The organism is Mesorhizobium kowhaii (assembly GCF_042431665.1).
Lineage (GTDB): Bacteria > Pseudomonadota > Alphaproteobacteria > Rhizobiales > Rhizobiaceae > Mesorhizobium > Mesorhizobium kowhaii.
This window is the reverse complement of record NZ_JBHLYT010000185.1, coordinates 1-24,894: the sequence shown is the minus strand read 5'-3', so window position 1 is coordinate 24,894 and position 24,894 is coordinate 1. Positions and strand designations below refer to the sequence as shown.

Sequence of the window (24,894 nt, the reverse complement as noted above, 5' to 3'; positions counted from 1 at the left end):
GATTGCCACCAACAAGGTCTGCGCCACGTCGAGCCCGTTCGAGCTCTTGCCGCGTCCGGCCCCCACCCCGCTGCCACCGGCCAAGCCTCAGTACTTCTGAGCTCAAGCCGATGGCCCGCTCGGGGCCGGAGGTGGCGGATATCTTCCGCCGCTACGGCGAAGCCTATCGCGTGCAGCATGACGCGTCGCTCAGCACCGCGCAGCGTCGCGTCATGACGGCGATCGAACTCTGCCGCACCGCCGCGCTCGGCGGGCATATCGAGCAGTGCGATCAATGCGGCCACCAGCGCATCGCCTTCAACAGCTGCCTTATGGGCAGATCCAGTAATGGGGAGCTGGCGGCGACCTGATCGTTCTTTCACGCATTTCGCCGCCGGCCCGGCTCACCATTACGAAGCGCTCTTGAACAGTGCCATCAGCTTGTCGGTCGGCTGGAAGGTGCCGCGCCGCAGATGCGGTGGCACGATCGCTTCCATGGCTTCGAGCTTTCGGTTGGATCGCCGCGTGTGTAGACCTCGGTGGTCGTCAGCGTGGCATGGCCCAGCCACAGCGATACTTTCCGGATGTCTTGCGTCGCCTGCAGGATGATCATCGCGCAGGTGTGCCTGAGCACATGAGGCGAGACGCGCTTCTTGGCGAGGCCGGGCTGCTGGCGAGCAGCAACCGCGGCGTGCTGCTTGAGCAGATAGGCGAAGCCCCATCGGCTCAAAGCTTCACTACGCGCGCTGACGAACACTTCGGGTGTCGCGACCTTTCCGCGAATGGCGAGCCAGGCGCGCAGTGCCGTGGCTGCCGGCTTCCACAGCGGCAGTGCTCGTTCTCGCCGCCCCTTGCCGACAACGCGTATGCTCATCGACGACATGTCGATATCGTCGATCTTCAGACCCGTCAGTTCGGAGACGCGCAATCCTGCACACACGGCCATATGCAGCATGGCTCGGTCGCGGATGCCGTCGCGCGTTGTCGGGTCCGGGGCATCGAGCAGCGCTTGCAGCTCTTCGCGCAGTAGATAGGGAACGAGACGCGTGTCCGTCTTCTTGAACGGAATCGCCAGCACGCGGCGAACTTGATCGAGGGCTGCCGGTTGCCGGTATTCGAGGAAGCGGAAGAACGACTTGATGGCCGCTAAACGAACGTTTCGCGTCACGGCGGCGTTCTTGCGCTTATCCTCGAGATGCTCGAGGAAGGCGCTGACCAAACCGGAGTCGATCTGCTCCAACATCAGCTTGGATGGTTTACTCTTGAGCCTCGCAGCGGCGAACTCGAACAGGAGTTGGAAGCTCTGGGCATAAGAATCGCACGTGTGTCGGCTGGCGCCCCGCTGATGGACGAGTGTTTCGCGCAGGAACGCTTCGATGAGGGGAGCGACCGGTGTCATGCTCGCCTCCCTTCTGACATGAACGCTTCTCCGGCCACGGCGATGTCGCGCACGAGGTCGGCGGTTGCCTCCAGGTACCAGTAGGTGGCGTAGATGTTGACGTGACCCATGTACGTCGCGAGCGCGACCATATGCGCACCGCACCGGTTTCGGCCCGTCGGACTGCCTTGTAGCGCCCGCACCGCGAGCGTGTGCCGCAGATCATGCAGCCGAGGGCGCCGCGCCGACGTTGGCCGGATGCCAACTTTGCCGACCAGCCTTGTCGAAAGTCTCTTTGACTGCGATGTAGCGCAGTGGCCGGCCATGCGTATCGGCGAACACGGGGTCATCTCCCGAGCCAGGTCCGCGGCGCTTCAGGTAGCGTTGCAAGCCTGCCGACGTCGTATCGTGCAACGGCACCAGACGGGTCTTGCGGAACTTGGTCTCGCGGATCAGCAGACCGTCGCTCGTTATGTCCGCGAACGTCAGCTTGAGTGCTTCGGAGATGCGCAGCCCCGTGGCCGCGAGCAGGGCGATCAAGGTCGCATACGTCAGCGAGCGCAGGCCTCCTTGAGGTCGAAGCCGGCCGGCGGCTTCGATCAGGCGACCGATCTCCGTGCCCGAGTAGATGTGCGGCGGTCGACGCCTTTTGCGGGCGCCGAAGTGATTGGCCGGGGGCAACTCGTGCCGGACATCTTCGACGCGGATATGGCGTGCGCGGCAGACGGCCTTCAGTCGAGCATCGCGTTGCGCAACGGACGGTCCGAGCGCGGCCCAATCGATGGCTGTTTGCGTTTGGACATACGCGTGCCCGCGCTCGACCGAGAAGGCGGCGAAGCTCTTGAGCAGGTACTCCGCATTCGACATCGCAAAGCCCGTGGCACGGCGCAGTGCGAGATAGGTCTCGATGGTGTTCAACATCAGAGTGCCTCCGGCCACGGCTGCGCCACCAGCTTCAGAAGCGTGACATCGGCTTTGGCGTAGTGGGCCGTCGTGTCGATGCCACGATGCCGGAGGACTAGGCCGATCTTGTCGAGCGGTACGCCATGACGCAGCATCTCGGTCGCCGCGGTATGCCGCAGGGCGTGCGCACCCTTGACGGGCGTCACGACGCCAGCCCGCTTCATAATGCGCCTGACCACCGAAGAGACGCCGTCGCCGTTCCGGAACGGGCGGCTGGGCGCGATCGTGCTCAGGAACACGCGATCGCTTCGACAGGACGACGGTCGGCATTCGAGATAGGCAGCGATCGCATCCCGACGTCCTGGGGCAGCGGCAAGCGAACCTCATAGCGCGACTTGCCCGTGACCCGCAGCGAACCCGCCTGCCACTCGATATCGATGAGACGGAGCTGTGCCACGTCGCCGGCCCGCAGGCCGAGGCGAGCCAACAGCAGTACGATGGCGCGATCCCGCCGGTGCGCGCCGGCGTCACCATCGCAGGCAGCAATCAACCGGCTGACCTGTTCGCCCGACAAATATCGCGGCATCTCGGCAAGCTGCCAATGGGCGTAGGCCGGAACGGCATCGTCGAGACCGGCCCGGCAGTGCTCTTGAACGGCGAGGTAGCGCAAGAATGCCCGGAGGCTCGTCGTCATCTTCTCGATGGTGCCGCGCCCGCATGTGCTCGCGCGCTTCATGAAGTAGCCGCGGATATCGGTGGGGCTCCAACGCGTCGGGTGCGTTCCAAGTGCTGCCATAATGCTGGCTGCATCGCGCGCGTAGAGCCTGATGGTCGCATCGGATGCCCCGCGATGTTCGCTGAGCCATGCTTTGAAGCCGACGACCAATTGCGGTTCGGCAGGCCGCATCGCCGCGACCGCGGGCTTGCACACGCCTATTTCTTCGAGGTGCCGACGGAAGAGCCTTGCGCCGTAGATGGTGTGATGGTTGCGGCGGCCTCCCGTGGCGCGCGGACATCGGCACGTTCGCAGATGCTGTTCGAACGCCGCCAAATCGATGTCGCTCACGCTTGCATCGCGCTCTGCCATGACGTGGCCGACATGAGCTGCTGCCCGCAGATAGCGTACGGCCGTCTCGGGGCCGTAGCCCTGCCGTTCGAGCGCTGCGGCGAAGCCATCTAGATATGGCCTGCACGGCCCGCTGCGCAGATGCCCCAGCATCTTCGACGCAGAGAAGTAGGTCTCCAACATGTTCGTCCCCGCTTGTGATCGGCCATCAGTGGCCGAGCAGACGGGGCAGCATCGGCGTCATGTTATGGAGAGTGAGAAATCAACGATTCACAGGAAAATACTGACACCGCGACCGCCAGCTCCCATTACTGGATCTGCCCATAAGACAGGAGTTATAAGCTTGCCGCACGAGACCGCAGTTGGTGCAGTGTTCGGCGTGACCGCCCAGGGCCGCGGTCCGGCACGCCTCCACCGCGGCCATGACCCGGCGCTCGACACGCCCGAGATGGCCGGCATGGTCGCGGCGATAATCAGCCCCGTGACGGTGGAATACATCCGCCACTTCCAGATCCGGGCGCATGGCGCGCGGCTCAGCCGGGCGGCGTGATCGCCATGTGGAGTTGGTCAAAAGGACTGGCGGTCCGGCCGATCACAGCCGTTGAGACCTGGGCGTATAGTGTCGTCGTCGCCAGGCTGCGATGGCCCAGCAGCACCTGAATGATCCTTATGTCCGTGCCGGCTTCCAAAAGGTGGGTGGCGAAGCTGTGGCGAAGGGTGTGCACCGTCACCCGCTTCTCAACGCCCAGGAACTGGCTGCTCGACAGGCGATCCCCAAGGTCTGTGGGTGGATCGGGCCGCGGCCATCGCGCCGAGGAAACAGCCATCGCCCCGGCTTGGTCAACCGCCAATAGACGCGCAAAATCTCCAGCAACTGCGGCGACAGCATCACATAGCGGTCCTTGCCGCCCTTGCCCTGCTCGATGCGAATGATCATCCGGCTGCTATCGATGTCCGTCACCTGCAGACGCGCCGCCTCCGCGGCGCGTAAGCCCACCGCATAGGTGGTCATCAGAGCGACCCGGTTCCTCGTCCCCTTCACGGCCTGCAGAAAGCAGACCACCTCATCGGCGCTCAGCACGACCGGCAACTTGCGCGGCGTCCGGGCGTAAGCGATCCGCTCAGGCAGATCAGATCGACCCAGCGTCACGCCGTAGAAGAAACGCAAGGCGCAAACGGTCTGGTTCAACGCGCCCCACGAGACCCTTCGGACCAAGTGGGCCTGATAGGCGCGCACCTCTTCGTATCCCAGTTGATCGGGTGATCGTCCAAAAAATCGACTGAACTTCGCCACGTGATGCACGTAGGATCGCTGGGTCTCCGGTGACAAATTGCGGATCGTCAGATCTTCAATCATCCGCTGACGCAGAGGGCTTATCTGGGCCATCTGGGGTTCTCCTGTCTGGAAGGTTGGCTCGACACCAAATCTTCTCAGACAGGGGCCTTCTCAGGCCAGACCCGCGCATCAGCTACCGCGGCAGCGGTTTAGTTCAATCAGAACCGCGATGATTTGGGAATCCCACCTATAAATCTCATCCCGCTCTAATCGTCGCCCGATGAAGTTCGGTGCTGTCAACCGCTTCTACAGCCCGATGATTCCGAAATTTACGGCTTTTATAGCGGCGGCTGTTCTGCTTCCAGTATCAAATTTTTGCATTACGTTTTTTATATGGAAATTTACAGTGTTTACTGATATACCAAGAATACATCCTATTTCCCATGATGATTTCCCTCTCGCCGTCCATAGTATGCACTCTATCTCTCTTTTCGAGAGCTCTGGGATAGCTTCGAAATCACTCAAATTCGCAAGCTGAATTACTCTAAGATGAAAATGAAGTGCGGCAAGTTCTAAATATGCTATTGCTCTATCATGGAATCCATGATCGCTGGATTGGGCAAAGCTCATGATCGCAAAGCCGCCTTGGGGCCCGTGCAATGGAACACTGATGCCCGACCTCAAGCCAAATGACGCAGCCTCATCGAAAACGTGCCGTTCGTCTTCAGAGGTGTTTGCGTCGTTGTACAAATCGCTCCATCGAAAGGCGCCTGTCCGCTGTCGACTCGTCTTGATGATGGGGTCTATTCTATCATAGCCCATTTCGAGGTAGCGTTCCTGCCATCCATCAGGATAGTTCAGAATGATCGCTGGATCGCGCCCGGATGGGCTATAGGATTTTTGGTCAGGCGTAAGAGTGCCATATGCGATCCAAGGGCAATCAAAATTCAGAGCAAAAGCGGATAGCAGGTTGAACAACTGCTCAGATTGACCAACGGCATCGGTCTGGTCGAGAAACCGGCCAAACGCCGCTGCAATCACCTCTCTGACTGCATTTGGGAAATGCATCGATGGAACCAAAGAAGATCGGTCGGACATTCTGGGTGCCAGTCCTCGAGGCCGAGAGACACTACTTGTCGGCGGGCGTTCCATAGTCGCTGCTCCGCAGCCATTTTGCGCCGGATATTCTCACTGGCGCACAAGGCCGCCCGCCGTAAGGCTACGGCTCTGCGCGCCGTCCTTGGCAGGCCGGCGTCAAAGCTCTAGCACCTCTTTGCCGTTGGTAGAGTTATTTTGACTTAAAGTTATGCTTCGTTAGCTTTAAGCAAGCGAAAACATATAGAAATGAATCCTGGAGTAGACAGCTTTGGTGTCAGGGACCGAGGTGTGAAGGGATTCGCGTCTTTGATGTCTGGGCTATGCGGTAGCTGCCCTGAACGGGACGGTTTTCGGGCGAGCACATGCCAGCATTCGATTGAGGACGGTGCAGCCGATAGCGACTTCCGCCTGCTGTGCGCCGAATGAACGGGCTTTCAGTCGGTGTCCGATGATCGATTTATAGCGACCGATCGCAGTCTCGACCAATGAGCGCTTGCCGTAGCCGGCAGCGGCCTGCCATTTCATCCGGCCAACGGCGTTGATCGCCGCGATATGTTGGTCTCGCTGGCTGGAGGGATCGTTGTCCGATCGCTCCACTGCACTGGCGCGTGGCGGAACGACCACCGCAGCATCGTTGCTGTGCCTGGCGACAGCGTCGTAAACCGGCTCGCCGTCATAGGCGCCGTCTGCGGTGAGCTGACCGATAGGGCCGTCGATCTGGTCGAGCAGCGTCTCCACCTGCGAGGCGTCGCCGACATTCTGATCAGTCTGGCCCGCGCCATAGATTTCCAACCCGGTGCTGTCGATGAGGACATGGACGGGTCCCTTTCCGGGGATTCCATCACCTTGCCGCCTGTTCGGCGATCGCCATTTGTTTGCTCGACGGCTCAGGGTCGTATGATCGGGAACGGTGAGATCCAATCCCATCAGTCGCAGCATCGAGGTCAGAAAGCCTTCCGTCTGACGCAGCAGCAGGCCGAACACCATTCCCAGCGTCAGGGCAGTTTCGATTGCCCAGGTCCGAATAGCGTGGCTGCCCGCCACGCGTCGTCCGCTTTGGCGCTTGCCACGCCGACAGCGCTTCATCGGTCACCCATAACGCAGGCTTCCCCGACTGCGAAGGCCAGCCTCATATTCCGCCCAGTTCGTAACCTTGAACTTCATCTTGCCAATGTGATGACGGCGGGAGGAATTGTGTTTGAAAGGCATAATGGGGAAGCCGCGCTGTTTCGATCAAGCCGCTTATCTCATTCCGATGAACGATCCCTGCACCAAAGCTCAACCTAACTTCAGGTCCACCAGAGAACAAGATCCGGTCGCGCAAACCCGAAAAAGTTGTTCAGCAGCAGGCGACGGTTTCCGTTGCCTGATTGTCGTGTGACCCCGTGCACGAATCCGCCGTCGATCAGGCCGATATCCCCTGCCCTGAGCTGGAGGTCGCGATAAGGAACGGCCTCGAGATAAGCGGCGGAATAGGGATAGCCCGTGGTCTGAACACCCTGCGACTTGCGGTCGGAGACTGTCGGCTTATGGCTCCAGAGCCGCAGATTGCCACCGTCCTCGGGCATGCTGGGATAGAAGTTGAGGGCTGCGACGGTGTTGTGCGCCACGGCAGGAAGCTCGTAATCGTTCCCGACGCAGAGGACTTGAGCCACGTCGTCGTGAGGTTCCAAGGCATACGCGCCCCCGCCAGACCAGCTAAGAGCGCGACAAATATTAGCTTGACCGTCGTCCGAGCGGGCCAGCCGCAATTCAATGCCCTGGTCGTGAAGCTCACGCTTCAACGCGTCGAACAAACCGCGGACCGGATCAACCAAATTGCCAAAAAGGGCGTCGACGAATGGGCGTGCATTTTTTGCCTCTGCAAAATAGGTGGCTGCATCCTTCCTGTAGTGAGATGCGCCGACATACTGTCCGGGAACGCCATCTTTGCGCTCCTTCAGACCCGGATTGCGATTAAAGTTCGCGGTGATCTCCTCTGCTACTCCGGTACTGAACGCTTGCCTAATGTGTAGAGCAGTGACCTCACCTTTCAGGACTGCGATGACCTCCGCAATGTCGATCGAGCCGTTTCGTTCTTTGATAACAAGAGGCGAGATGGCTGGCGCCTGAGATAGCTGGTTAGTCTCCATTGACTTGCTCCTGTAGTGCGTGATCGAGGATGGCGATGCCATGATCGAGTTCTTCGTCAGTGATGGTTATCGGCGGGAGGACTTTGATGACGTCGCGATTTGGCCCTGAAGATTCAATCAGCAGGCCGTTTGCGAACGCGAGATTGTGCACACGACCCACAAAAGCCTGGGAACGGAACTTGAGGCCAGCCATCAGACCGCGGCCACGCTTTTCCTCGATGCAGGTTGGAAATTTCGCAACAAGACGATCAAGGTGTTTTTGCACGTTGACGGCTGTCCGCTCAACGCCTGAAGTAAACTGCCTGTCGGACCACATTTTGCACATGGCCCCGGCCGTCACGAAAGCAAGATTATTGCCTCTGAAGGTCCCGCTATGTTCGCCCGGATTCCATATGTCCATGTCGGGGCGAATCAGAACAATGGACAACGGGCTACCCGAACCGCTTAGGGACTTCGACAGGCACACGATGTCGGGCTCGAGTTTCGCGAACTCGAATGAGAAGAAATCGCCCGTTCGTCCTGCTCCTGCCTGAATGTCGTCGACAATCAAAACAACGCCGTGCTTACGGCAAATGCGCTGAATTTCTGAAAGCCAAGCTACGGATGCGGTGTTCATGCCGCCTTCAGCTTGGATGGTCTCCAGAATGATTGCGGCCGGCTTTTCTATCCCGCTGCCTGGGTCGCCCAACACGCTGTCAATGTAACCCGCGGAATCGAAAGTTTGGTTCGGATAGCTATCGTAGGGGACACGGATCACATCGTGACGGGCAACGCCGCCTAGCTCCCTTGTTGACGCCGAGCCCGATACCGCCAGAGAGCCGAGCGACATGCCGTGGAAGGCATTTGTGAAGGCCATGACGCTCGAGCGACCGGTATATTTTCGGGCCAGTGCCAGCGCTGCTTCGTTGGCGTTTGTGCCGGTCGGCCCAGGAAACTGTATTTTGTAAGAAAGGCCTCTGGGCTTCAGGATCGAATCGACAAACACTTCAATGAAGTCACGCTTTGCCGCTGTATACATATCAAGCGACAGAATAATATTTTCGCCGACGAGATATTCAATTGCTGGTGCCATAATAGTCGGGTTGTTGTGTCCGTAGTTGAGTGCGCCAGAGCCTACAAGGAAATCAATATGAGGTTTCCCTGCTTCATCCCAGATTGTCGCCCCAAGCGCTTTCGTAAAGACTGTAGGAAACGACCGCCCGTAGCGACGAACATTAGATTCATGAGCGGTGAAAGCGTCGGTATTCATTCTAGGGCCCCTTGGACGTAGGCGTCGCGTTTGACGCGAGAGCGATTAAAATGCGTTTGGTACTTCTCAATCTCCAGCGTCGTCACCTTGCTCTGCGATTCCTCTGGGTCGATGCGCTGAGCCAAAATCGTTTCTAGAGTTCTCGGGCAAGCACCGATACTGCAGCATCTGGTAGTTGACGCTCTCGCCCACGCCCACGAAGCGCCCTGCCGGTCAGCGAAGTCCGAAATAACCATTGTCTTCGACCATGGGCAGCGGCATCGGATCGACCGCACCTCTCGAGGGCATTCGAAAAGACTTTGCTGCCTGGCATGACCGATTACGTGGGGACTTATGATTGATATGGCCGCGCTCGGCCAAGTCAGCGATATCGCCCTTACGCGGGACGACGAGATAGCGACGAAAGCGAGCAGCCAACCAAATACCTTTGTGCCTGGCCGCAACCTGCTGTTCCTCGACTTCGCGGACGTCGTATTGCCGGAAGGGCACGAAGTACGTCGTCACCGGCGTCTGCCGAGACGGATCATTCGGGTTACCCGGGACTGTCGGGATACTACATTTGGGCGATGCAACTTGCGCTGAACCTTGGACTGGGCGCGCGTCTCGACATTCACAAGCCGCTCATGGGGATGGACAAAGCGCGGACCTGGTCGTTGGCAGTGCGACGGGTTGGCAAGGAAAGCTCATTTACGAAGGAAACCACACCTGCTATCGCGAAGCTGAGGCATTTCTGAAGCGTCATTGCTCATTCCATCGTAGTCTGGCGGCTGGCACCCAACGGCCTTGCAACTGCCGAAATGCTCAGTCCTTTGCCCACGTCGCGAGGGCCGCCAGACCAGAAAGAGCACGCTACCGAAATAGCCTATCTGAAGCAGCAGTGAACAGGCCAGCGTCGTGACGACTGCCTGACGGATGGAATGCGAGGCGAAGTAAACGGTCAGAGCGATGCTGCAGAGCATCAGCAACAAGACGCGACAGAAGATTCTAAAGGGCACCGTCATTCTCCTGGTTTGTCTGCCAGATCATGCAGCGATCTTGTCGGCCGCAACATGCGTCTGGCAGTTCTTCGGGCAAACGCGGGCGCAAGCTCCGCAGCCAATACAGCGGCCGGGATGGTCGACGACCATGATCATGCGATTGAGCTCGCCATCGAAGTCGTCGTCTCCATCGTCGCAGGGGCCGAGGATTTCACCCGCGTCATCGACGCCGTAAAGGTGTACGACGTCGCGTGAGCAGACCTTGACACAGCGGCCGCAGCCGATGCAGGTGGTGCCGTCGACGGCGGTCAGATAGTGCGGCATCCATTCGGAGTCGTCGCGGGTGACGAAAGCGATCATCGGCAATTCTCCGACGCAGCGAGCTGTCTCTTGGCAGCGTCCAACTCGGCAAAACGGCGACCGTTTTCTCGGCGACCGCCTTGATCTCGGTTCCAGTTGACCGGAAGGTCCTCGACAAGGTCGTGCAATTTCCGCGCGCAACTGCAGCTTGCGGACGTTCTTCTTCAGCTCCTCAGGATCTGACATGATCGGCGTCCTCGAAAATCGGTTTGATGATGCTCATGCCACGTCGGTTTCAACGGCTGGGTCGCATCGTCGACCAGCTTCGTACCGGCCTCCGCCAATTTCCGGAACGTCTCGAAGCCGAACCGGTGGACGTTTCGACAGAAACCACCAACCGCCCAGCCACAAAAAGCACGCGACCGATGCCTCATGGGGTCCATCATTGGCGATGTCATCGGGCCCGAGCGCTCCTCGACCGCACGCCCCACGGCGGTGTAAAACATGTCCAGCCCCCACAGCACGTCCGGAGCGGGATCCCCTATGGTGGGATCGCGCGGCGCTGTTTTCTGGTGACGATGAAGTCGGCCAGCAGCGTGGCGTCCGATTTGCCCCATGAGCCGTAGCACTCCTGAGCACGGATCCGCCGCACGGGGCACCTGACGAACGGGGTGGCAAGGGCCGCCTCGTCCTCGTTGACGGCAGGGCGAACCGCGGCGTCAGACATTTTCATTTTCTCCTCATTTCAGTCCTCTTCCTCGAGGGACGATTTCTTTTTTCGCGGCCGTCTGCTTCGGCCATACTTGCGCGGCCGACGCCCGGCTGAGGGCGGCCGATTCCACGCGATGGATGTCCCGTGGCCGACCTTGAACAGGTCCTCGACTGCGGGGGCTTGCACGCGAATTCGCGTCGAGCATCACGTCCGCAGCAATGCGGCCGGAGGTCATCGCAAGATTCGAGCCTCGAATCCGCTGCAAGCGATCCACACTGTGCTGCATGGAAACGACTTGCTGCGGCCGCGCCGGGGAAATGGACGAATTGGCCAGTACACATTCCGACCCTCACCCGTTTTTATGTTTTCTCCTCCGCGGGCGGCGCTTTGGCACCTTTGGGAAATCGTCTTGCGGTGCCGCACAGAGAGCGCCGTGGCAAACCTTCCCCCTTGTAGTTGGCCAGGTCCTGCAGCAAATGGGCTAGAAGGTGCTGTTTCAGCTCGTCCGAGATGGGCTCCGGACCGTCCAACGACTTCAGCGCCAGCTCGACCAACTCGATCGCGCGATCTTTGTTGCCGCTCTCATGATAGTACCGAGCAACCGCCGGATAAGGCCGGAACTTAAGGCCGTCGCCTTGCGGGGGATTCAATGCCAGGATTTGTTCGGACAGCTGTTTGCCCATCGCGAAGCGCTCAGCAGACGGAAAGTGCGAATGGTCATCCGCCGGATAGAAGAGTTGGTCTAGCGCCACAAGCATCCAAACTTCGGAGTTTCTGTCGATCGCGTCGCGAACCAATTGGCGCATGACCGGCAACCCGGCCTGCATGTCGTGCATTCTGTGAAGCACCAGATGCGTATGAGCCAGGCGGAAATTGAGGTTGTCCGGCATCAAGGCGATGCCCTCTTGAATCGCCGCGAGTGCCGTCTTCCAATCCTCTTTCGCAACAGCCGCGCGAAATCTATCATTGATCGGCTTCTTCAACGCTTGTTCGCGCGCTTTGGCTTCGTTGCTGGCGATCCGCTCCGTATCGGCGGTTTTCGCTTCATCGCTGGTGCGCCAGCTGCGGTTAAACACTTTCGGCAAGACGTCATCGAGTTTCGTCGGATGACCAATGAAGGCCATGTGGCCGTCTCGGTCGACCACGAACGAGGTCGGAATCCCGACTGACAGACTGGGTTCCATCCAAAGCTTTTTCATTTCGCCTGTTTGATCGAACGCGATCCGATAGTTCAGATTCGAGCAATTTTCGGTTAGCCACGCGTCCAACTTGGTTCGGGTCTCAACGGCGGTTGGATCGCGTTCACTCGCCGCGACTCCGACGACCTCAAGTCCGCTGTCCTTGTATTTCTCCTGCAGCTGCACCAGATGGGGCATCGCCGTCACGCATGGTCCGCACCAGGTTGCCCAAAATTCGACGATGTAGACTTTGCCGGGCTGGAAGGTCGTCAGCGGATCGCCACGCAGCCAAGTCTCCGCTTTGATCGAAGGAGCCGGGGACTCCATCCGCAATACCATGATGTTCTCCAAAGCTATTGCCGAAGGTTGCGCGACTTTGTGCGCGAGCTTGTTTCCCCGTTAGAGCGGGCACACGGGGTTCAAGGAAAGCATCGCTCGTCTCGCGCGTCTGCGCGCAGTCAGCCCTCACTCAGCGTTGCAAATCTCAATTCGCAATGGCCGTCGCAAAAGCCATGCCAGCGCGCTCAGCGCGCAGTAATCGCATGATTGCCCTTTGAAAATCTCCATGCCCTGGATGGCCGCTTGTATTGAACCGGACATGTTTGTGCCGCTGTTGGGTTTGGTACACGCATCACACACTTCGCGCTGCCTCAGATGCGTGGGCCACGGACGACACAACCTGTATGCGATATATTCGGGCGTGAGGGACAAGCAGATGGACGTCCTGACGGCGTTGGCTGCAACCAGGCTCGTCATCATCGTCCGCTTCACGTCACCTGGTTCCGGTCCCTCAGGCGGTTCGGATCTCGCCATTTGCGATTGCAGCTGGCAGCATCCGAGCATCGCCTGCGCGCCCCTCTGGCGCCTTGCGATTGTATACTTGGCGGGCGACATTAAAGGTCTTCACGACCAAGCCGGCCCAGCTGCGGGTGGCGAATACCGCCGTCGTCAGATTGATGATGACGACCGTGACAAATGGCCAAGATGAGCGCCGGCTTGTGCCGACCGATGAACTCTCCGTGGTTCCGCTTTTGTCGTTATCTTCTATGTCCCGTGCGCTCAGCCGCTGCAGGGACCGCCTGATGCGGTGTAGCGTTGTCGGATTGACCAGCCAGGACCCCTCGGGCGCCATACGGTTCGAGCCGAACCGGCTGAAACGCCGCAGATGCCGCCGTTCTCGCCGCTAGCCCGGCTATCATCCCAGGCGATGACAATGATCGAGCTATCGTTACCCGCCGACGCCGGCACGAGCACGACCGGCCCGACTCGAGTTGCGGGCATCGGCCACGGCACGGGCAATTGTCTTGGTCAGCTCTCAGCAGCGGTGAGGGAGAGAGCGTGATAGCGCCATGCTATGCCGCGATGGTCCGAACTCGCGCCGCCGCGCTGAAACAACACTGTTTCTAGACCTGACGCAGACCTGCGAAACCAGGGTTTGCCTGCGTTGAGCAGCGCCCTATACCTCTGCCAATGCGTCTGCGTTACGGATCATCTCGGGCGAGCAGAACCCCCAAGAGCGCGCTGGAGACGTCCAGGAGTTTGCGGCGACGGCGCCTGCGAGGAGCTTGACGAAATTTGCGCGTTTGCCGCGACCATTCTCCGAAACGCCATTGCGACAGATGACCCAGGGGCGTTGAGCCTCGAACAGCCTCGGTGCTTTTCCGAATCCGGTCAGCGAGCCAGAAACAGCGGCAAGGCCGGCTTCCCAACGATCCATCTCGTAACGCCGCCAAAGAGCCGCTCGCGCAGCCGGCGGCTTCCGTAAGCGCCCATGACGATCATGTCGGCAGATGTGTCGATCGCGTGCTGCGCGAGCACCGTGGCCGCCGGTTTGCCGGCGCTCGGCAGCCGGTCGACCGCCACCCGAGCACCGTGCCGGGTGAGATAGGCTGCAATGTCGGCTCCGGGCTCCGCGCCGTTTGCGTTGCAGGTTGGCTCCGGATCGACGAGTGTGACACGAACTTCCTCAGCACGGGACAAGATATCCAGCGCTTCCCGAACCGCACGGGACGCCTCGACTCGCGAATCCCAGCAGACCACCACGCGCCGTGGCGACAGTGTCGCCTCAGCGCCCTTCGGCACAACAAGCACCGGCTTTCCCGTATCGAACAAGCTGCCGTTGACGACAGAAGGTCCAAGATGATCATCGTTGAGAAGTGCGGGTCCGACGATCGTGAGGTCGGCGCAGAGCGCCCGCTGTCGCACCGCGTCACCGACGCTGGCCTGATCGCAGTAGTCGGTATCGACGTCAAAGCAAAGCCACATTGCTCTTAGCAGCGTCTGAATTTCCCTGGCTGTTTTTTCCAGTGTGGCCATGTCCTGCGAGAATCTCTCGATTTGCCTATACCGGTTTTCGAGCCTGGCGATAGCCACTGCGCGTTGTCTAGGCCACTCGGGGATGCCATCGCCGAGCAGCGGAGACGCCATAACGAGCGGCGGAGGCGACATCACCAGAACCGAAAGATACGCACCAACTTCGGCACACAAGGTGGCAGCTATTCTGACGTCCTGATCGCCATGGTCTGACCCCGTCACATTGAGTACGCTTCTGAAAGCCATTTGACTGCTTCTTTCTGAACATGTCCTTTAGGCGCGTTTCAAAGCCGCGAAACTTGCCCTAAGCACGATGGAGATGGGGGAATGGCAGCAGCCGTTATCCATTCAGCCGTCCAGCTCCTCGAGTGAGTAGCCGGCCGATCTGACGGTACGGATGGCGATGCCAGGCGAGGCCTCCTTCAGCGCCTTTCTGAGCCGGCTCATATGGACATCGACGGTGCGTACACCGACATGGATGTTGGCCGGCCAGGCCGCGCCGATCAGTTCGTCCCGAGTGAAGACCTTGCCGGGTGCCTCAAGCAAAAGCCGCAGCAGGTTGAACTCGATCGGCCCGAGATGGATCTCGTGGCCATTGCCACGAACCCGGTGGGCGTCGAGCTTCATCTCAAGCTTGCCACAGGAGAGCCAACCGCCGTTTTCAAACCCGTTCGAACCCCGCTTCGTCAACGCCAGCTTCGCGCGTAGACAGTCGAGCAGCTTGGCTGGGGCGATCGGCCGCACAAAGCTCTCGTCAATGCCTGCCTTCAGGAGATCGAGGTGCTGGTTTTCGGCCCCGGGGGCAATCAGGGCAATAATGGGCAGGCTGCCGGTCCGAGGCTCCCGCTTGAGCCGGGCGCAGATTGCGGACCCGGTTATGCTCGCTGGCCCGCAGTCCAGCACCACGGCCTGGAATTCCCGTTCGTCGGCCCTTGCAAGTGCTTCCTTCGCGCCGCCTGCCGGCTCACTGGTAAATCCATCCACCTCCAATATGTGGCTGAGGAACAGATAGAACTCGGCATCTTGCGAACAGATCAGGACGAGTGGCTTCATCAGCGCTACCCCAACAACCGCATCAGCCTGGACCGCGTCGGCTGCGTGGGCTGGCCATCGCGGCTGCTCAAGACCTGACATGAACCCCCTGCTCGACAACCGGTTTCCTCACGCCCGTGCCACCTCGGGATAGGCCTCGATCGTTGCGATCGCATCGCCGGCCAGTTTCGTGCCGGCCGCTGCGAGCTTCCACAGCGTCTCGAAGCCGAACCGGTGGACGTCGCGCAGGGTCTTCGACAGAACGACCAGCCGCCCGGCCGTGAAAATGACGCGCCCAAAGCCTTCATGACTCATCTCCATCACCGGAGATGCCATCAGCCCGGAGCGTTCCTCGATCGCAAGCCCGACGGCGGCGTAGAACTTATCGAGCCTCCACAGCACGTCCGGATCCGGATCGTCGACGATTGGGATCGCACGGCGCTGTTCCTTGGTGAGGATAAAGTCTCCCAGCAGCTCGGCATCCGGTTTGCCTTCCCATGACCCGTAGGAATCCTGCGCACGGATCAGCCGCACAAGGCATTTGACGAATGGGGTGGCAAGGGCTGCCTCGTCGTCGGCGATCGCAGGGCCAACCGCGGCATCAGACATTTCGCTTCTCCTCATCTCAGTCCTCGTCCTCGAAGGACGGCTTCTTGTTGGTGGCGCCTGCCTCCGCCAGCACCTTGCGCAGCCAGGGGGGAGGACACGTCCTGAGCATTATCTGCGTGCGCAACAGCACCTCCTGAATGCTTTCCGGCTGAGGCACCTTGATCGGATGGATTTTCGCCGAAACAAGCTTCGCTGCCGAAGGCCCGCCGATCGCCAGGCAAAACAGGAGATGACATCCCTTCAAGGCCTCCACCTTCGGCGTGATACGATCATCGCCCTCGGCCAGATGCTTCCCGCTCTGGTCGGAAACGTCGTCGAAGGCCACGGCTTCCACGAGACTCCATTCCTCGCGCGTCACGTCGTAGACGGCAAAGCGCCTGGCGGACCCGAAATGCGCATTGAGATCCTTCATGTCTTGCGTAGCGATTGCCACGCGCAATGCACCTGCTGGTCGCTCACGCACGGGACCGTGGACTTCGTCAGGGACGAGTGAGAGGCGGCGGACGGGGCCCATCTGGCGTTTCTCGCTTACCGGGTGGATAGAGTTCCTCACGCGTCGGCGCCTGCCGATTAGCCTGGAAAATGTTGGCAACCTCGAAAACCAGGTCGCGGGTGCCCTGATAGAGGATTGTGGGCTTGTGCTGGCTGCCGAGCCGGTCGAAGACGGGGAAGCCGACGCGCATGAGCGGGACGCCGAGGCGCTCTGCCGCCTGGCGTCCGTGCGAATGGGTGACGAGGAGATCGGCATTGGCGCCAAGAGTTTCCAAATCGCCGAGATCACCGATCTGAACCGACTGCGCCGGTACTTTTTCCAGAATTTTCGACATATCGGTCGTGGTGACCGCCGCGGCGATTTCGCAGCCCATGCCGATGAAGAAAGTTGCGAGTTGGTAGAGTTGGTCTGGTTCAGCTGCGATCGCAATTTTCTTGCCTCCGAAATGGAAATGTCCGTCGAGCAACGCATCCTGCAATTGTGCCCGGCGGCGGCGCACACCTGCCGGCACAGGTTCACCCGAGATCGCGGACAAGAGCGAGACGAACCGGTCGGTGCTCTTCAATCCGGTCAGCGACTGAAACAGCACGTAAGGGACGCCCGTCACCTTCCGCAGCACCTCCGCCGAGCGACGCATGTGCTCGCCGATGGCGATGCAGTACTGGGCCGTGCCAAGTTCGCGGATACCCTCCACGCTGGTGCCGCCATAGGTGGTCGTGACCCAGCGCTCAGGCACGGTGCCGTCGAGCGAGCCGGAGACGTCCGGCAGGATCACCGGCTCGAGTCCGAAGTTTTCAATCATGTCACGCAAATGCTCGATGTCAGCCACGGTGAGGTTCCAGCCGGGGAGGATCGCGATCTTCTTCGACTGCCGCACCTGCTCGCCAGGGCGTGTAAGCCGTTCGATCATCGCGCTGACTGCCTTGGCCCAGCCCTCCTCGATTGCGCCTTCGAAATCCGGCGTATTGGCCAGCACGATCTCGGTGCCTGGGAGGTCTTGCGCGCGTTTCAGCCTGATGTCGGCGACGTCTCCTGCTGTATCTTCGCCACGGGTTTCGACCAGCGCCGTCGTGCAGACCCCGATCAGCTTCGGCTTCGTGCGAGCCTTGATGTTGAGGATCGCCTCTTCAAGATTGTCCGCCCCGCCGAGGATCGTCGTCACCTCGTCCATCGCGGTGGTCTGCAGCGGGATGGCTTCCTTGAAATGCCGTACCAAGAGCACGAGCGCGAAGCTGGTGCAGCCCTGGCTGCCGTGGAACAGCGGCATCGCGCCTTCGACCCCAAGAAAGGCCAAGGCGGCACCCAGCGGCTGTGACGACTTCAGCGGATTGACCGCGGCTGATTTGGTCTGGGAAAGGACGCGGGACATCGGCTTTCCTCAACACTCGCCGAAATCGCCGGCCGTCGGGCCGGCGAATTCTTCGGCAGCGTGCAAGGTCGCGGCCTCGCTCCTGGTACCCGGCAGTTCGTCCTTCACATCAGCCTGGCAATCCCACGGGGCCGGTTCGCGCACCTGGTGCCATATCGGGTTATGAATGGCGAGGTCGATCTGGCGTACGAGTTCCACCATGCCGTCATAGCCGGCATAAGCATGCTGGCGCTCCTGGTTGATATCGAGCCAGGGCGTCTTGGCCTTGAGCGCAATGAATTGCGTGCGCCCGCCCGAAAGCATGATATCGGCCTTCTGTTCTGAGAGCATGGCGTAAAGGTCGCGCGCTGGCATCTGCTCGAACATGTGGTTGTCGTCCTTGAGGATCTGTTTGATGCGCTCCTTGTCTTCGAGCGTGGATTTTTTTACCGAAGTGCCGACGATCTCGATGCCGATCTCCGTCAGCGCGTGGACGACTGACCATGACTTGACACCACCTGTGTTGAGCAACACGCGCTTGCCTTGCAGCCGCGGCCGGTAAGCCTCGAGCTTCTTCCACGCAATCGCCTCCTCCTGTGCAATCAGCGTCTCTGTGCGATCGAGGATCTGTCGATCGGCGCCTTTCCTCACCAGCAGTTCAGCAATGTTGCGAAGTGCTTCGGAGGTATCGGTGATGCCGTAGAAGGAGCCCTCGAAGAACGGGATGTCCCAGCGCTCCTCCATCTTGCGGGCTAGGTTGATAAGTGCGGTCGAGCACACCATCATAGCCGCCCGGGCGCGGTGAGCCGACGCAACGTCGATGTATCGCGCGTCCCCCGGAATGCAGGCGCGCACCCGGATGCCAAGCCGATCAAGCAGCGGCTTCACCAGCCAGAACTCACCCGATAGGTTGAATTCGCCAAGGATGTTGATGTCGTGGGGCCCGGCGTCGTCGGGTTCCACGGTGCCGATGACGTGTTCGAGCAAAGCCTCGCCGGCGAGCTTGTTGCCGAGGTTCTTCGACCCGGCCAGGCCCGGCGCATTGACCGGCACCACGGCCAAGCCGAATTTTTCCCCCGCGCGCTTGCAGACGGCCTCGATGTCGTCGCCGATCAGCGCCGTTACGCAAGTCGAGTAGACGAAGATTGCTGGCGGCGCATGTGCCTGCTTGATCTCGCGGATCGCTTTGAAAAGTTTACGCTCGCCCTGCCCCATCACGATGTCGAGGGCGGCGAGATCGGTGGTGAAGCTAGTGCGCCACAGCGTTGGCCCGGACGAAGCCGAGCCGCGGTTGTCCCAGGAATTGCCCTCGCATGCGAGCGGCCCATGGACTAGGTGCGCAACGTCGGTGATCGGCTGCAGCACGATCTTGGCGCCATCGAAGGCGCAGCCGCCGGCTGCCGCTCCCGGCGTCAGCGGCTTTGCGCAGCCCTGTTTGCGCGCCTTGGCATCCTTGCCACGGTTCTTGTCGCAGGCGGGCTCGTTGAAGACATCCTGAATCTTGGCGCTGAGCGAGGACATTTGATCGGTCTCCAAAAGGCCCGTGGAAGGTGGCCGGCTTCGACGAAAAGCCGGTCGCGGCGCTCAGCGGGTGAGGTCATAGGAATAGTCCGTCACGCCCGTCTGGCTCGTCTCGCGATCGAGCTTGTCGAAGATCTTGTCGAGGATCGCCGTCAGCACGCGTAGTCCGCCCTGGTAGCCCATGAGCGCAAAGCGATGGTGATGGTGCCGGTCGAAGATCGGAAACGTCAGCCGGATCAGCGGCGTGCCTGTATCGCGCTCCAGATACTTGCCATGGGAATTGCCGATCAGCAGGTCCACCGGCTCGGTGAAGAGCAGTGAGCGCATCGCCCACAGGTCCTTGCCTTCCCACACTTGAGCATCCTTGCCGTACGGTGAGGAACCAAGCAGTTCCTTCAACTCGGCTTTCCATGCCGATGTGCCGTTGGTGGCGAGGCAATGTGTCGGCTCGCCGCCGGTTTCCATGACGAAGCGGGCCATGGCGTAGACGAAATCCGGATCGCCGTAGATCGCGTATTTCTTGCCGTGCAGCCAGGACTGGCTGTCCGCCATGGCATCCACCAGTCGGCCGCGTTCCAGGCGGATTGTCTCGGGGATCTCCTTGCCGGAAATCGCCGAGACCTTCATCAGCAATTCGTCGCTCGCCTGGACGCCGAGCGGATAATGGAACTGGGTCGTCGCCTGCCCGACTTCCTCGCAATACTCGAGCGTTTTTCGGGTGTTGTAACGCTGTAGCGAAACTGTCGCCTCGGCGTTAAGTGCCTTCTTCACGTCTTCAATCTTCGTGCCGCCGTCGTACATGCGGTATTCGCCGTCCGACGGCGTGTCGAACTGGTCAGAGGCGTCCTGGATAAAGGTGTAGGACACGCCCATCAGATCGAGCAGGCGCTTGAGTTCACGGTTGTTGCCGACGCAGAAGCCGTCGAAGCCCGGGATGATGTTGATGGTTCCCTTGACTTGACTGCGCTCCTGGCCTTTCCAGAAGTGCTCCAGAATGCCCTTGACCATGCCGTCATAGCCATCGACATGGCTGCCGACGAAAGCCGGCGTGTGGGCAAAGGGCACGTCGAAATCGCGCGGGACGGAGTTTTCGTCCTTGGCATTCTCGATGAAGCTGTGCAGGTCGTCGCCAATGACCTCGGCCATACAGGTCGTGGAGACGGCGATCATCTTCGGGTCATAGAGTTGGTAGGTGTTGGCTAGCCCATCGACCATGTTCTTCAGGCCGCCGAAAACCGCCGCATCTTCCGTCATCGAGGAGGAAACCGCCGAAGCAGGCTCCTTGAAATGGCGCGACAAGTGCGAGCGGTAGTAGGCCACGCAGCCCTGGCTGCCATGGACGAAGGACATCGTTCGCTCGAAGCCCGCGGCCGCGAACACCGCGCCGAGCGGCTGGCAGGCCTTGGCGGGGTTCACCACAAGCGCTTCGCGCGCGAGATTCCTTTCGCGGTATTCCCAGGTCTTGGTGAATTCACATTGATCGGTGACGATCTGATCGGGGTGCGGACATTCGAAATTCAGCTTCTTCTCGGCGAGCATCTGCCTATATTCCGGCTCGCGGAACAGAGGAGCGTGGTCGAGAATTTTTTCAGCCGACTGCGGCATTGGTGGTTACCTCTTTTTCATCTGGCCTCGCCATATGGCGGCTCAGGGACGTCGAGCGTTTCAGGTCTCCCGCGGATCGCGGGCGCAGGCGTTCATCGTCTCCCTTGGGGAGACCAAGCTGAGCACAGGTGGTTATTCGGCAGCCAACGCTTCCCCACGGCTCGGGCTCTTTTTCCAGGGGGCCTGGAATAGGTCCCAGACCGGGTTGTTGATGGCAAGATCCACGTCGCGGGCGAAAATGGCAAAGCCGTCATAGCCGTGATATGGTCCTGAATAATCCCACGAGTGCATTTGCCGGAACGGTATGCCCATCTTCTGCACCGGGTACTTTTCCTTGATGCCCGAGCCGACCAGATTAGGGCGAACCCCCTCGATGAACTTCTCCAGCTCGTAACCGGTCACGTCGTCATAGATCAGCGTGCCGTTCTTCACGTAATGGCTGGTGCGCTGATAGTCGTCATTGTGGGCGAACTCATAGCCCGTGCCGACGATCACCATGCCGAGATCTTCGTAGGCCGTGATGACGTGACGGGGTCGCAGGCCGCCGACATAGAGCATGACGGTATTGCCTTCGAGGCGCGGCCGGTACTTGGCAATGACCGCATCGACAAGCGGCCTGTACTTGGCGATGACCTTCTCGGTCTTCTCCTCGATTTCAGGCCCAAAATTCTTGGCTATCTTGCGCAGAGAGGATTCGATCTGAGAGGGGCCGAAGAAATTGTATTCCATCCAGGGGATGCCGTATTTTTCCTCCATGTGCCGGCAGATGTAGTTCATCGACCGGTAGCAATGGATGAGATTGAGCTTGGCCTTCGGCGCGCGCTCGATTTCGGCGAGCGTAGCATCGCCCGACCAGTTGCCGACCACGCGCAGCCCTATCTCCTCAAGCAGGATGCGAGAGGCCCAGGCGTCGCCACCGATATTGTAGTCGCCTATGACGTTGACGTCATAAGGACCGCCTTCGAATTCGACTTCCTTCTTCTCGAAGACCCAATCGCGGATCGAATCGTTGGCTATGTGGTGGCCAAGCGATTGCGAGACGCCGCGGAAGCCCTCGCAGCGTACCGGCACGATCGTCTTTTCGAGCTGCTTGGCCTTGTTGCGGGACACAGCTTCGGTGTCGTCGCCAATCAGGCCGATCGGGCATTCCGATTGCACGGTCATGCCGTTGTTGAGGGGAAACAGTTCCTCGATCTCGTCGATGATCTGTTCCAGCTTCTTGTCGCCGCCGAAAACAATGTCCTTCTCCTGGAAGTCGGAGGTGAACTGCATTGTCCCGAACGTGTCGATGCCCGTCGTACCGACATAGTAGTTGCGGCGCTGCGACCAGGAGTATTGCCCGCAGCCGACCGGTCCGTGCGAGATATGGACCATATCCTTGACTGGACCCCACACCACGCCTTTAGAGCCGGCATAGGCGCAGCCGCGAATCGTCATCACGCCCGGAATGGACTTGATGTTCGACTTGACGTCGCATTCGGAGACGACCTCGCCTTCCCCGCCAGCCTCTTCTCCGCTCTTAGCAACGCTAAGGTGCTTTTTGCGGCGCTTGCCCGCCTTGTCGGGATATTGCGACAGCACCTCCTCGACAAGCTTCGCATGGAGAGCGCCGTCATTCTCGTATTCCAGGCTCATGGGATCCCTTTTAATGGTTCGGGTGACGCCTCATTGAGGAGGCGCCGTTCTTTGAAAAGGCGCGCCAGTTCCAGGTCCGCGCCTCGCGGCGGCAGGAGCGGTTATTGGGCGACCGCCTTGACGGTTTCCTTGGCCTGAAGCTCGGCAAGCATTTGCTCGTCGGTCTTCATGATGCCGAAGTCGAGCAGCATGTCCTCAAGCTCCTCCATGGTGATCGGGGTCGGGACGGTGCCCTGGCCGGAATTGCCATGAATCTTCTCGGCCAGCGCGCGGTATTCCCCCGCCTGCTTGGAGTTCGGCGCATACTGGATGACTGACATCTTCCTGAGCTCAGCGTGCTGAACGATGTTGTCGCGCGGCACAAAATGGATGAGCTTGGAATTGAGCCTGGCGGCCAGTGCTTCGGCAAGGTCGAGCTCGCGGTCGGTTTGGCGTTCGTTGCAGATCAGGCCGCCGAGCCGCACGCCGCCCGAATGGGCATATTTCAGGATGCCCTTGGCGATGTTGTTGGCGGCATAAAGCGCCATCATCTCGCCGGACATGACGATGTAGATTTCCTGCGCCTTGTTCTCACGGATCGGCATCGCGAAGCCGCCGCACACGACATCGCCGAGCACGTCGTAGGATACATAGTCCATACCGTCATAGGCGCCGTTCTCCTCAAGGAAGTTGATCGAGGTGATGACGCCGCGGCCGGCACAGCCGACACCCGGCTCGGGGCCGCCGGACTCCACGCACTTGATGCCTTTGTAGCCGACCTTGAGCACATCCTCGAGTTCGAGGTCTTCCACCGAGCCTTCCTGCGCCGCGAGATGTAGGACCGTATCCTGCGCCTTTGCGTTCAGGATCAGGCGGGTGGAGTCGGCTTTGGGGTCACAGCCGACGATAAGGATCTTCTGCCCGAGGTCGACAAGTGCGGCGAGTGTATTCTGGGAGGTGGTGGATTTGCCGATCCCCCCTTTGCCGTAGAATGCGATCTGACGCAGACCTGACATGTAGCGTTCCTTCCTTCTTTTCACCCATCGCGACTGCCCGCGACATGAATGCCGGTCGGCAGCTCTCGCCGCCTCGTACTCAAGGTTTCAAGACTCGTGCCAACTTGCCTGATAGGGTCGAAGAAGAATTTCGTGTTTTCTTTTCAGCTATTTAGCCTAAGGACAAAACAACAGATTGGCCAAACACGCCTGTGTCGTGGACCCGACAAAGGCGACAGAAGGTGGCAGATGGCGTAAAAAAGACGAGATCGTAAATTGTCGCGCGTCGGGCATATTGATGACAATGGGTCGCGAATTCAGGCAGCAGCGAGGTGAGCAATCTGACGCTGTGGCCAGGGCGAGGAGGCGGGGAACGGTAGCGGCGATAAGCGGATTGGGGCCATCCTCTGTATATGCACGCTTCATCGTACAAATTCGTCAGCCCTCTGTTAATTTTACGATGTCCAACGGCATGCCCGACGTCGTGCCGGCGCGGCGACAGAAGGTCGAGCATGCCTTCGGCGAGGACTGGATGGAGCTATGTCGTATCTGCTCACTTTGTCAGCTACCAACATCAAAACCACATCCTCGCCTAAAACGGGTAACCTGCCATCCTTGGCGCGCCGATCTCAATGAGCGGTCTGAACCCTCAAATCATGTGGGCGCCAAGAGGAAAACGCTGCCGTACCGGTTTCACAGATCTTGACTGCGATAGGTCACCCGCGGCGGGTTCTAAAATGGAAATAGAAGGCTACGCCTACCGCCGATACGGTGCCGACAGTCGCGATGATCTGACCGATGGCGGATAGACTTCCGCCGCCTCCGCTGCCGTCATTGGGAAATAGATTTGTTGTGAAAGCGCAGAGAACCGCAACGATTGCGGCGGGCTCGCTATAGACGAGAACGAGCCCGCCAACTCCATAAGTGACGACGCTACTTGTCTGTGGTCAGGATTGTCAGTGTCTGCTCCAAAAAGAAGTGAGTGATTTCAGCGGGTTGTGATTCTGTCGGAGTAACCGGGGCAGATTTCCGGGCGGAGGTGGGGTTTGCAGGGGGGCGGGTTTGTGATTCACCCTTTGCGTGACTCTGCCGCCGAATGATTCGCTTGAAGGCCTG

General features: G+C 59.9%; 26 protein-coding genes and 6 pseudogenes. 5 read left to right on the top strand and 27 right to left on the bottom strand.

Translation table 11 applies throughout. The annotated features are described in order from the left end of the window. Window positions 1-100: pseudogene (locus ACFFNA_RS39195) on the top strand (integrase); the annotation flags it as partial. Window positions 101-110: 10 nt separating this feature from the next. Further along, a pseudogene (locus ACFFNA_RS39190) lies at window positions 111-308 on the top strand (transposase zinc-binding domain-containing protein); the annotation flags it as partial. A 107-nt stretch (window positions 309-415) separates the two neighbouring features. Here ACFFNA_RS39190 and ACFFNA_RS39185 read toward each other — a convergent pair. The 11 genes and pseudogenes from ACFFNA_RS39185 to ectB form a co-directional block, all read right to left on the bottom strand. Continuing rightward, window positions 416-1,378 carry a tyrosine-type recombinase/integrase gene (locus ACFFNA_RS39185; RefSeq protein WP_378925637.1) on the bottom strand — a complete coding sequence of 321 codons (963 nt, stop codon included), beginning with the start codon at window positions 1,376-1,378 and terminating at the stop codon, window positions 416-418. Beyond that, window positions 1,375-1,509 (bottom strand): hypothetical protein, encoded by a 135-nt coding sequence (locus ACFFNA_RS39180; RefSeq protein ID WP_378925636.1) that lies wholly within the window; start codon window positions 1,507-1,509, stop codon window positions 1,375-1,377. The genes ACFFNA_RS39185 and ACFFNA_RS39180 overlap by 4 nt, the downstream gene beginning before the upstream one ends. A 70-nt stretch (window positions 1,510-1,579) precedes the next feature. After that, complete coding sequence (locus ACFFNA_RS39175) at window positions 1,580-2,278, bottom strand: tyrosine-type recombinase/integrase (protein WP_378925634.1); 699 nt, start codon at window positions 2,276-2,278, stop codon at window positions 1,580-1,582. Then, on the bottom strand, window positions 2,278-2,559 hold the full coding sequence (locus ACFFNA_RS39170) for a tyrosine-type recombinase/integrase (protein WP_378925632.1): 282 nt from the start codon (window positions 2,557-2,559) through the stop codon (window positions 2,278-2,280). The genes ACFFNA_RS39175 and ACFFNA_RS39170 overlap by 1 nt, the downstream gene beginning before the upstream one ends. Beyond that, window positions 2,550-3,509 (bottom strand): tyrosine-type recombinase/integrase, encoded by a 960-nt coding sequence (locus ACFFNA_RS39165; RefSeq protein ID WP_378925630.1) that lies wholly within the window; start codon window positions 3,507-3,509, stop codon window positions 2,550-2,552. Before ACFFNA_RS39165 ends, ACFFNA_RS39170 begins: the two co-directional genes overlap by 10 nt. 145 nt (window positions 3,510-3,654) lie before the next feature. Beyond that, window positions 3,655-3,849: pseudogene (locus ACFFNA_RS39160) on the bottom strand (transposase zinc-binding domain-containing protein); the annotation flags it as partial. Between the two features lie 10 nt (window positions 3,850-3,859). After that, a pseudogene (locus ACFFNA_RS39155) lies at window positions 3,860-4,713 on the bottom strand (site-specific integrase). 195 nt (window positions 4,714-4,908) lie between these two features. Beyond that, on the bottom strand, window positions 4,909-5,700 hold the full coding sequence (locus ACFFNA_RS39150; RefSeq protein ID WP_378925627.1) for a helix-turn-helix transcriptional regulator: 792 nt from the start codon (window positions 5,698-5,700) through the stop codon (window positions 4,909-4,911). A 318-nt stretch (window positions 5,701-6,018) separates the two neighbouring features. Continuing rightward, a pseudogene (locus tag ACFFNA_RS39145) lies at window positions 6,019-6,909 on the bottom strand (transposase). 80 nt (window positions 6,910-6,989) lie between these two features. After that, window positions 6,990-7,832 (bottom strand): 2OG-Fe(II)-dependent halogenase WelO5 family protein, encoded by an 843-nt coding sequence (locus ACFFNA_RS39140; protein WP_378925626.1) that lies wholly within the window; start codon window positions 7,830-7,832, stop codon window positions 6,990-6,992. Further along, window positions 7,822-9,081: a diaminobutyrate--2-oxoglutarate transaminase gene (ectB, locus tag ACFFNA_RS39135; RefSeq protein ID WP_378925624.1), complete on the bottom strand. Its 1,260-nt coding sequence runs from the start codon at window positions 9,079-9,081 to the stop codon at window positions 7,822-7,824. The genes ACFFNA_RS39140 and ectB overlap by 11 nt, the downstream gene beginning before the upstream one ends. Window positions 9,082-9,414: 333 nt before the next feature. On the opposite strand from ectB, the gene ACFFNA_RS39130 reads away from it, so the two are divergent. Both ACFFNA_RS39130 and ACFFNA_RS39125 read left to right on the top strand, forming a co-directional pair. Further along, window positions 9,415-9,663 (top strand): 7-cyano-7-deazaguanine synthase, encoded by a 249-nt coding sequence (locus ACFFNA_RS39130; RefSeq protein ID WP_378925622.1) that lies wholly within the window; start codon window positions 9,415-9,417, stop codon window positions 9,661-9,663. Then, window positions 9,555-9,815, top strand: coding sequence for a 7-cyano-7-deazaguanine synthase (locus ACFFNA_RS39125; protein ID WP_378925644.1), 261 nt, complete (start codon window positions 9,555-9,557; stop codon window positions 9,813-9,815). The genes ACFFNA_RS39130 and ACFFNA_RS39125 overlap by 109 nt, the downstream gene beginning before the upstream one ends. Here ACFFNA_RS39125 and ACFFNA_RS39120 read toward each other — a convergent pair. The 6 genes and pseudogenes from ACFFNA_RS39120 to ACFFNA_RS39095 form a co-directional block, all read right to left on the bottom strand. Beyond that, on the bottom strand, window positions 9,765-10,040 hold the full coding sequence (locus tag ACFFNA_RS39120; RefSeq protein ID WP_378925642.1) for an exopolysaccharide production repressor protein: 276 nt from the start codon (window positions 10,038-10,040) through the stop codon (window positions 9,765-9,767). The genes ACFFNA_RS39125 and ACFFNA_RS39120 overlap by 51 nt on opposite strands. A 63-nt stretch (window positions 10,041-10,103) precedes the next feature. Continuing rightward, window positions 10,104-10,418, bottom strand: a complete 315-nt coding sequence (fdxB, locus tag ACFFNA_RS39115) for a ferredoxin III, nif-specific (protein WP_378925620.1) — start codon at window positions 10,416-10,418, stop codon at window positions 10,104-10,106. Then, window positions 10,415-10,546: a hypothetical protein gene (locus tag ACFFNA_RS39110; RefSeq protein WP_378925618.1), complete on the bottom strand. Its 132-nt coding sequence runs from the start codon at window positions 10,544-10,546 to the stop codon at window positions 10,415-10,417. Before ACFFNA_RS39110 ends, fdxB begins: the two co-directional genes overlap by 4 nt. A gap of 36 nt (window positions 10,547-10,582) precedes the next feature. Next, on the bottom strand, window positions 10,583-10,864 hold the full coding sequence (locus ACFFNA_RS39105) for a DUF269 domain-containing protein (protein WP_378925617.1): 282 nt from the start codon (window positions 10,862-10,864) through the stop codon (window positions 10,583-10,585). A 35-nt stretch (window positions 10,865-10,899) separates the two neighbouring features. Then, on the bottom strand, window positions 10,900-11,091 hold the full coding sequence (locus ACFFNA_RS39100) for a hypothetical protein (RefSeq protein ID WP_378925615.1): 192 nt from the start codon (window positions 11,089-11,091) through the stop codon (window positions 10,900-10,902). A gap of 328 nt (window positions 11,092-11,419) precedes the next feature. Then, window positions 11,420-12,587: pseudogene (locus ACFFNA_RS39095) on the bottom strand (TlpA disulfide reductase family protein). A gap of 376 nt (window positions 12,588-12,963) precedes the next feature. On the opposite strand from ACFFNA_RS39095, the gene ACFFNA_RS39090 reads away from it, so the two are divergent. Further along, entirely contained in the window at window positions 12,964-13,236 is a 273-nt protein-coding gene (locus tag ACFFNA_RS39090; RefSeq protein WP_378925613.1) for a hypothetical protein, read from the top strand. A 683-nt stretch (window positions 13,237-13,919) separates the two neighbouring features. On the opposite strand, the gene ACFFNA_RS39085 is transcribed toward ACFFNA_RS39090, so the two are convergent. The 10 genes from ACFFNA_RS39085 to ACFFNA_RS39040 all read right to left on the bottom strand — a co-directional run. Then, entirely contained in the window at window positions 13,920-14,807 is an 888-nt protein-coding gene (locus ACFFNA_RS39085) for a universal stress protein (protein ID WP_378925611.1), read from the bottom strand. Between the two features lie 102 nt (window positions 14,808-14,909). Beyond that, on the bottom strand, window positions 14,910-15,695 hold the full coding sequence (locus ACFFNA_RS39080; protein ID WP_378925609.1) for a response regulator transcription factor: 786 nt from the start codon (window positions 15,693-15,695) through the stop codon (window positions 14,910-14,912). 27 nt (window positions 15,696-15,722) lie between these two features. Then, on the bottom strand, window positions 15,723-16,202 hold the full coding sequence (locus tag ACFFNA_RS39075; RefSeq protein WP_378925607.1) for a NifX-associated nitrogen fixation protein: 480 nt from the start codon (window positions 16,200-16,202) through the stop codon (window positions 15,723-15,725). Between the two features lie 16 nt (window positions 16,203-16,218). Then, window positions 16,219-16,716: a nitrogen fixation protein NifX gene (gene nifX, locus ACFFNA_RS39070; protein WP_378925605.1), complete on the bottom strand. Its 498-nt coding sequence runs from the start codon at window positions 16,714-16,716 to the stop codon at window positions 16,219-16,221. Continuing rightward, window positions 16,682-18,064, bottom strand: coding sequence for a nitrogenase iron-molybdenum cofactor biosynthesis protein NifN (nifN, locus tag ACFFNA_RS39065; RefSeq protein ID WP_378925604.1), 1,383 nt, complete (start codon window positions 18,062-18,064; stop codon window positions 16,682-16,684). Before nifN ends, nifX begins: the two co-directional genes overlap by 35 nt. Window positions 18,065-18,073: 9 nt before the next feature. Further along, window positions 18,074-19,564 carry a nitrogenase iron-molybdenum cofactor biosynthesis protein NifE gene (gene nifE / locus ACFFNA_RS39060; RefSeq protein WP_378925602.1) on the bottom strand — a complete coding sequence of 497 codons (1,491 nt, stop codon included), beginning with the start codon at window positions 19,562-19,564 and terminating at the stop codon, window positions 18,074-18,076. 63 nt (window positions 19,565-19,627) lie between these two features. Further along, window positions 19,628-21,169 carry a nitrogenase molybdenum-iron protein subunit beta gene (gene nifK, locus ACFFNA_RS39055; RefSeq protein ID WP_378925601.1) on the bottom strand — a complete coding sequence of 514 codons (1,542 nt, stop codon included), beginning with the start codon at window positions 21,167-21,169 and terminating at the stop codon, window positions 19,628-19,630. 132 nt (window positions 21,170-21,301) lie between these two features. Next, complete coding sequence (nifD, locus tag ACFFNA_RS39050) at window positions 21,302-22,804, bottom strand: nitrogenase molybdenum-iron protein alpha chain (RefSeq protein ID WP_378925599.1); 1,503 nt, start codon at window positions 22,802-22,804, stop codon at window positions 21,302-21,304. A 101-nt stretch (window positions 22,805-22,905) separates the two neighbouring features. Further along, window positions 22,906-23,799, bottom strand: coding sequence for a nitrogenase iron protein (nifH, locus tag ACFFNA_RS39045; protein WP_095090555.1), 894 nt, complete (start codon window positions 23,797-23,799; stop codon window positions 22,906-22,908). 912 nt (window positions 23,800-24,711) lie between these two features. Next, window positions 24,712-24,894: hypothetical protein (locus ACFFNA_RS39040; protein ID WP_378925597.1), on the bottom strand; the 183-nt coding region annotated here is incomplete at its 5' end.

What these genes read in the sequence shown, in the direction of transcription:
- ACFFNA_RS39090 (WP_378925613.1), top strand. Translation starts at nt 12,964, where the DNA reads ATGGACGTCCTGACGGCGTTGGCTGCAACCAGGCTCGTCATCATCGTC.
- ACFFNA_RS39165 (WP_378925630.1), bottom strand. Translation starts at nt 3,509, where the DNA reads ATGTTGGAGACCTACTTCTCTGCGTCGAAGATGCTGGGGCATCTGCGC.
- ACFFNA_RS39075 (WP_378925607.1), bottom strand. Translation starts at nt 16,202, where the DNA reads ATGTCTGATGCCGCGGTTGGCCCTGCGATCGCCGACGACGAGGCAGCC.
- ACFFNA_RS39175 (WP_378925634.1), bottom strand. Translation starts at nt 2,278, where the DNA reads ATGTTGAACACCATCGAGACCTATCTCGCACTGCGCCGTGCCACGGGC.
- ACFFNA_RS39120 (WP_378925642.1), bottom strand. Translation starts at nt 10,040, where the DNA reads ATGCTCTGCAGCATCGCTCTGACCGTTTACTTCGCCTCGCATTCCATC.
- ectB (WP_378925624.1), bottom strand. Translation starts at nt 9,081, where the DNA reads ATGAATACCGACGCTTTCACCGCTCATGAATCTAATGTTCGTCGCTAC.
- nifK (WP_378925601.1), bottom strand. Translation starts at nt 21,169, where the DNA reads ATGCCGCAGTCGGCTGAAAAAATTCTCGACCACGCTCCTCTGTTCCGC.
- nifX (WP_378925605.1), bottom strand. Translation starts at nt 16,716, where the DNA reads ATGGGCCCCGTCCGCCGCCTCTCACTCGTCCCTGACGAAGTCCACGGT.
- nifN (WP_378925604.1), bottom strand. Translation starts at nt 18,064, where the DNA reads ATGTCCCGCGTCCTTTCCCAGACCAAATCAGCCGCGGTCAATCCGCTG.
- ACFFNA_RS39105 (WP_378925617.1), bottom strand. Translation starts at nt 10,864, where the DNA reads ATGTTTTACACCGCCGTGGGGCGTGCGGTCGAGGAGCGCTCGGGCCCG.
- fdxB (WP_378925620.1), bottom strand. Translation starts at nt 10,418, where the DNA reads ATGATCGCTTTCGTCACCCGCGACGACTCCGAATGGATGCCGCACTAT.
- ACFFNA_RS39185 (WP_378925637.1), bottom strand. Translation starts at nt 1,378, where the DNA reads ATGACACCGGTCGCTCCCCTCATCGAAGCGTTCCTGCGCGAAACACTC.
- nifE (WP_378925602.1), bottom strand. Translation starts at nt 19,564, where the DNA reads ATGTCCTCGCTCAGCGCCAAGATTCAGGATGTCTTCAACGAGCCCGCC.
- ACFFNA_RS39150 (WP_378925627.1), bottom strand. Translation starts at nt 5,700, where the DNA reads ATGTCCGACCGATCTTCTTTGGTTCCATCGATGCATTTCCCAAATGCA.
- nifH (WP_095090555.1), bottom strand. Translation starts at nt 23,799, where the DNA reads ATGTCAGGTCTGCGTCAGATCGCATTCTACGGCAAAGGGGGGATCGGC.
- ACFFNA_RS39100 (WP_378925615.1), bottom strand. Translation starts at nt 11,091, where the DNA reads ATGAAAATGTCTGACGCCGCGGTTCGCCCTGCCGTCAACGAGGACGAG.
- ACFFNA_RS39180 (WP_378925636.1), bottom strand. Translation starts at nt 1,509, where the DNA reads ATGGTCGCGCTCGCGACGTACATGGGTCACGTCAACATCTACGCCACC.
- ACFFNA_RS39085 (WP_378925611.1), bottom strand. Translation starts at nt 14,807, where the DNA reads ATGGCTTTCAGAAGCGTACTCAATGTGACGGGGTCAGACCATGGCGAT.
- ACFFNA_RS39130 (WP_378925622.1), top strand. Translation starts at nt 9,415, where the DNA reads ATGATTGATATGGCCGCGCTCGGCCAAGTCAGCGATATCGCCCTTACG.
- ACFFNA_RS39140 (WP_378925626.1), bottom strand. Translation starts at nt 7,832, where the DNA reads ATGGAGACTAACCAGCTATCTCAGGCGCCAGCCATCTCGCCTCTTGTT.
- nifD (WP_378925599.1), bottom strand. Translation starts at nt 22,804, where the DNA reads ATGAGCCTGGAATACGAGAATGACGGCGCTCTCCATGCGAAGCTTGTC.
- ACFFNA_RS39080 (WP_378925609.1), bottom strand. Translation starts at nt 15,695, where the DNA reads ATGTCAGGTCTTGAGCAGCCGCGATGGCCAGCCCACGCAGCCGACGCG.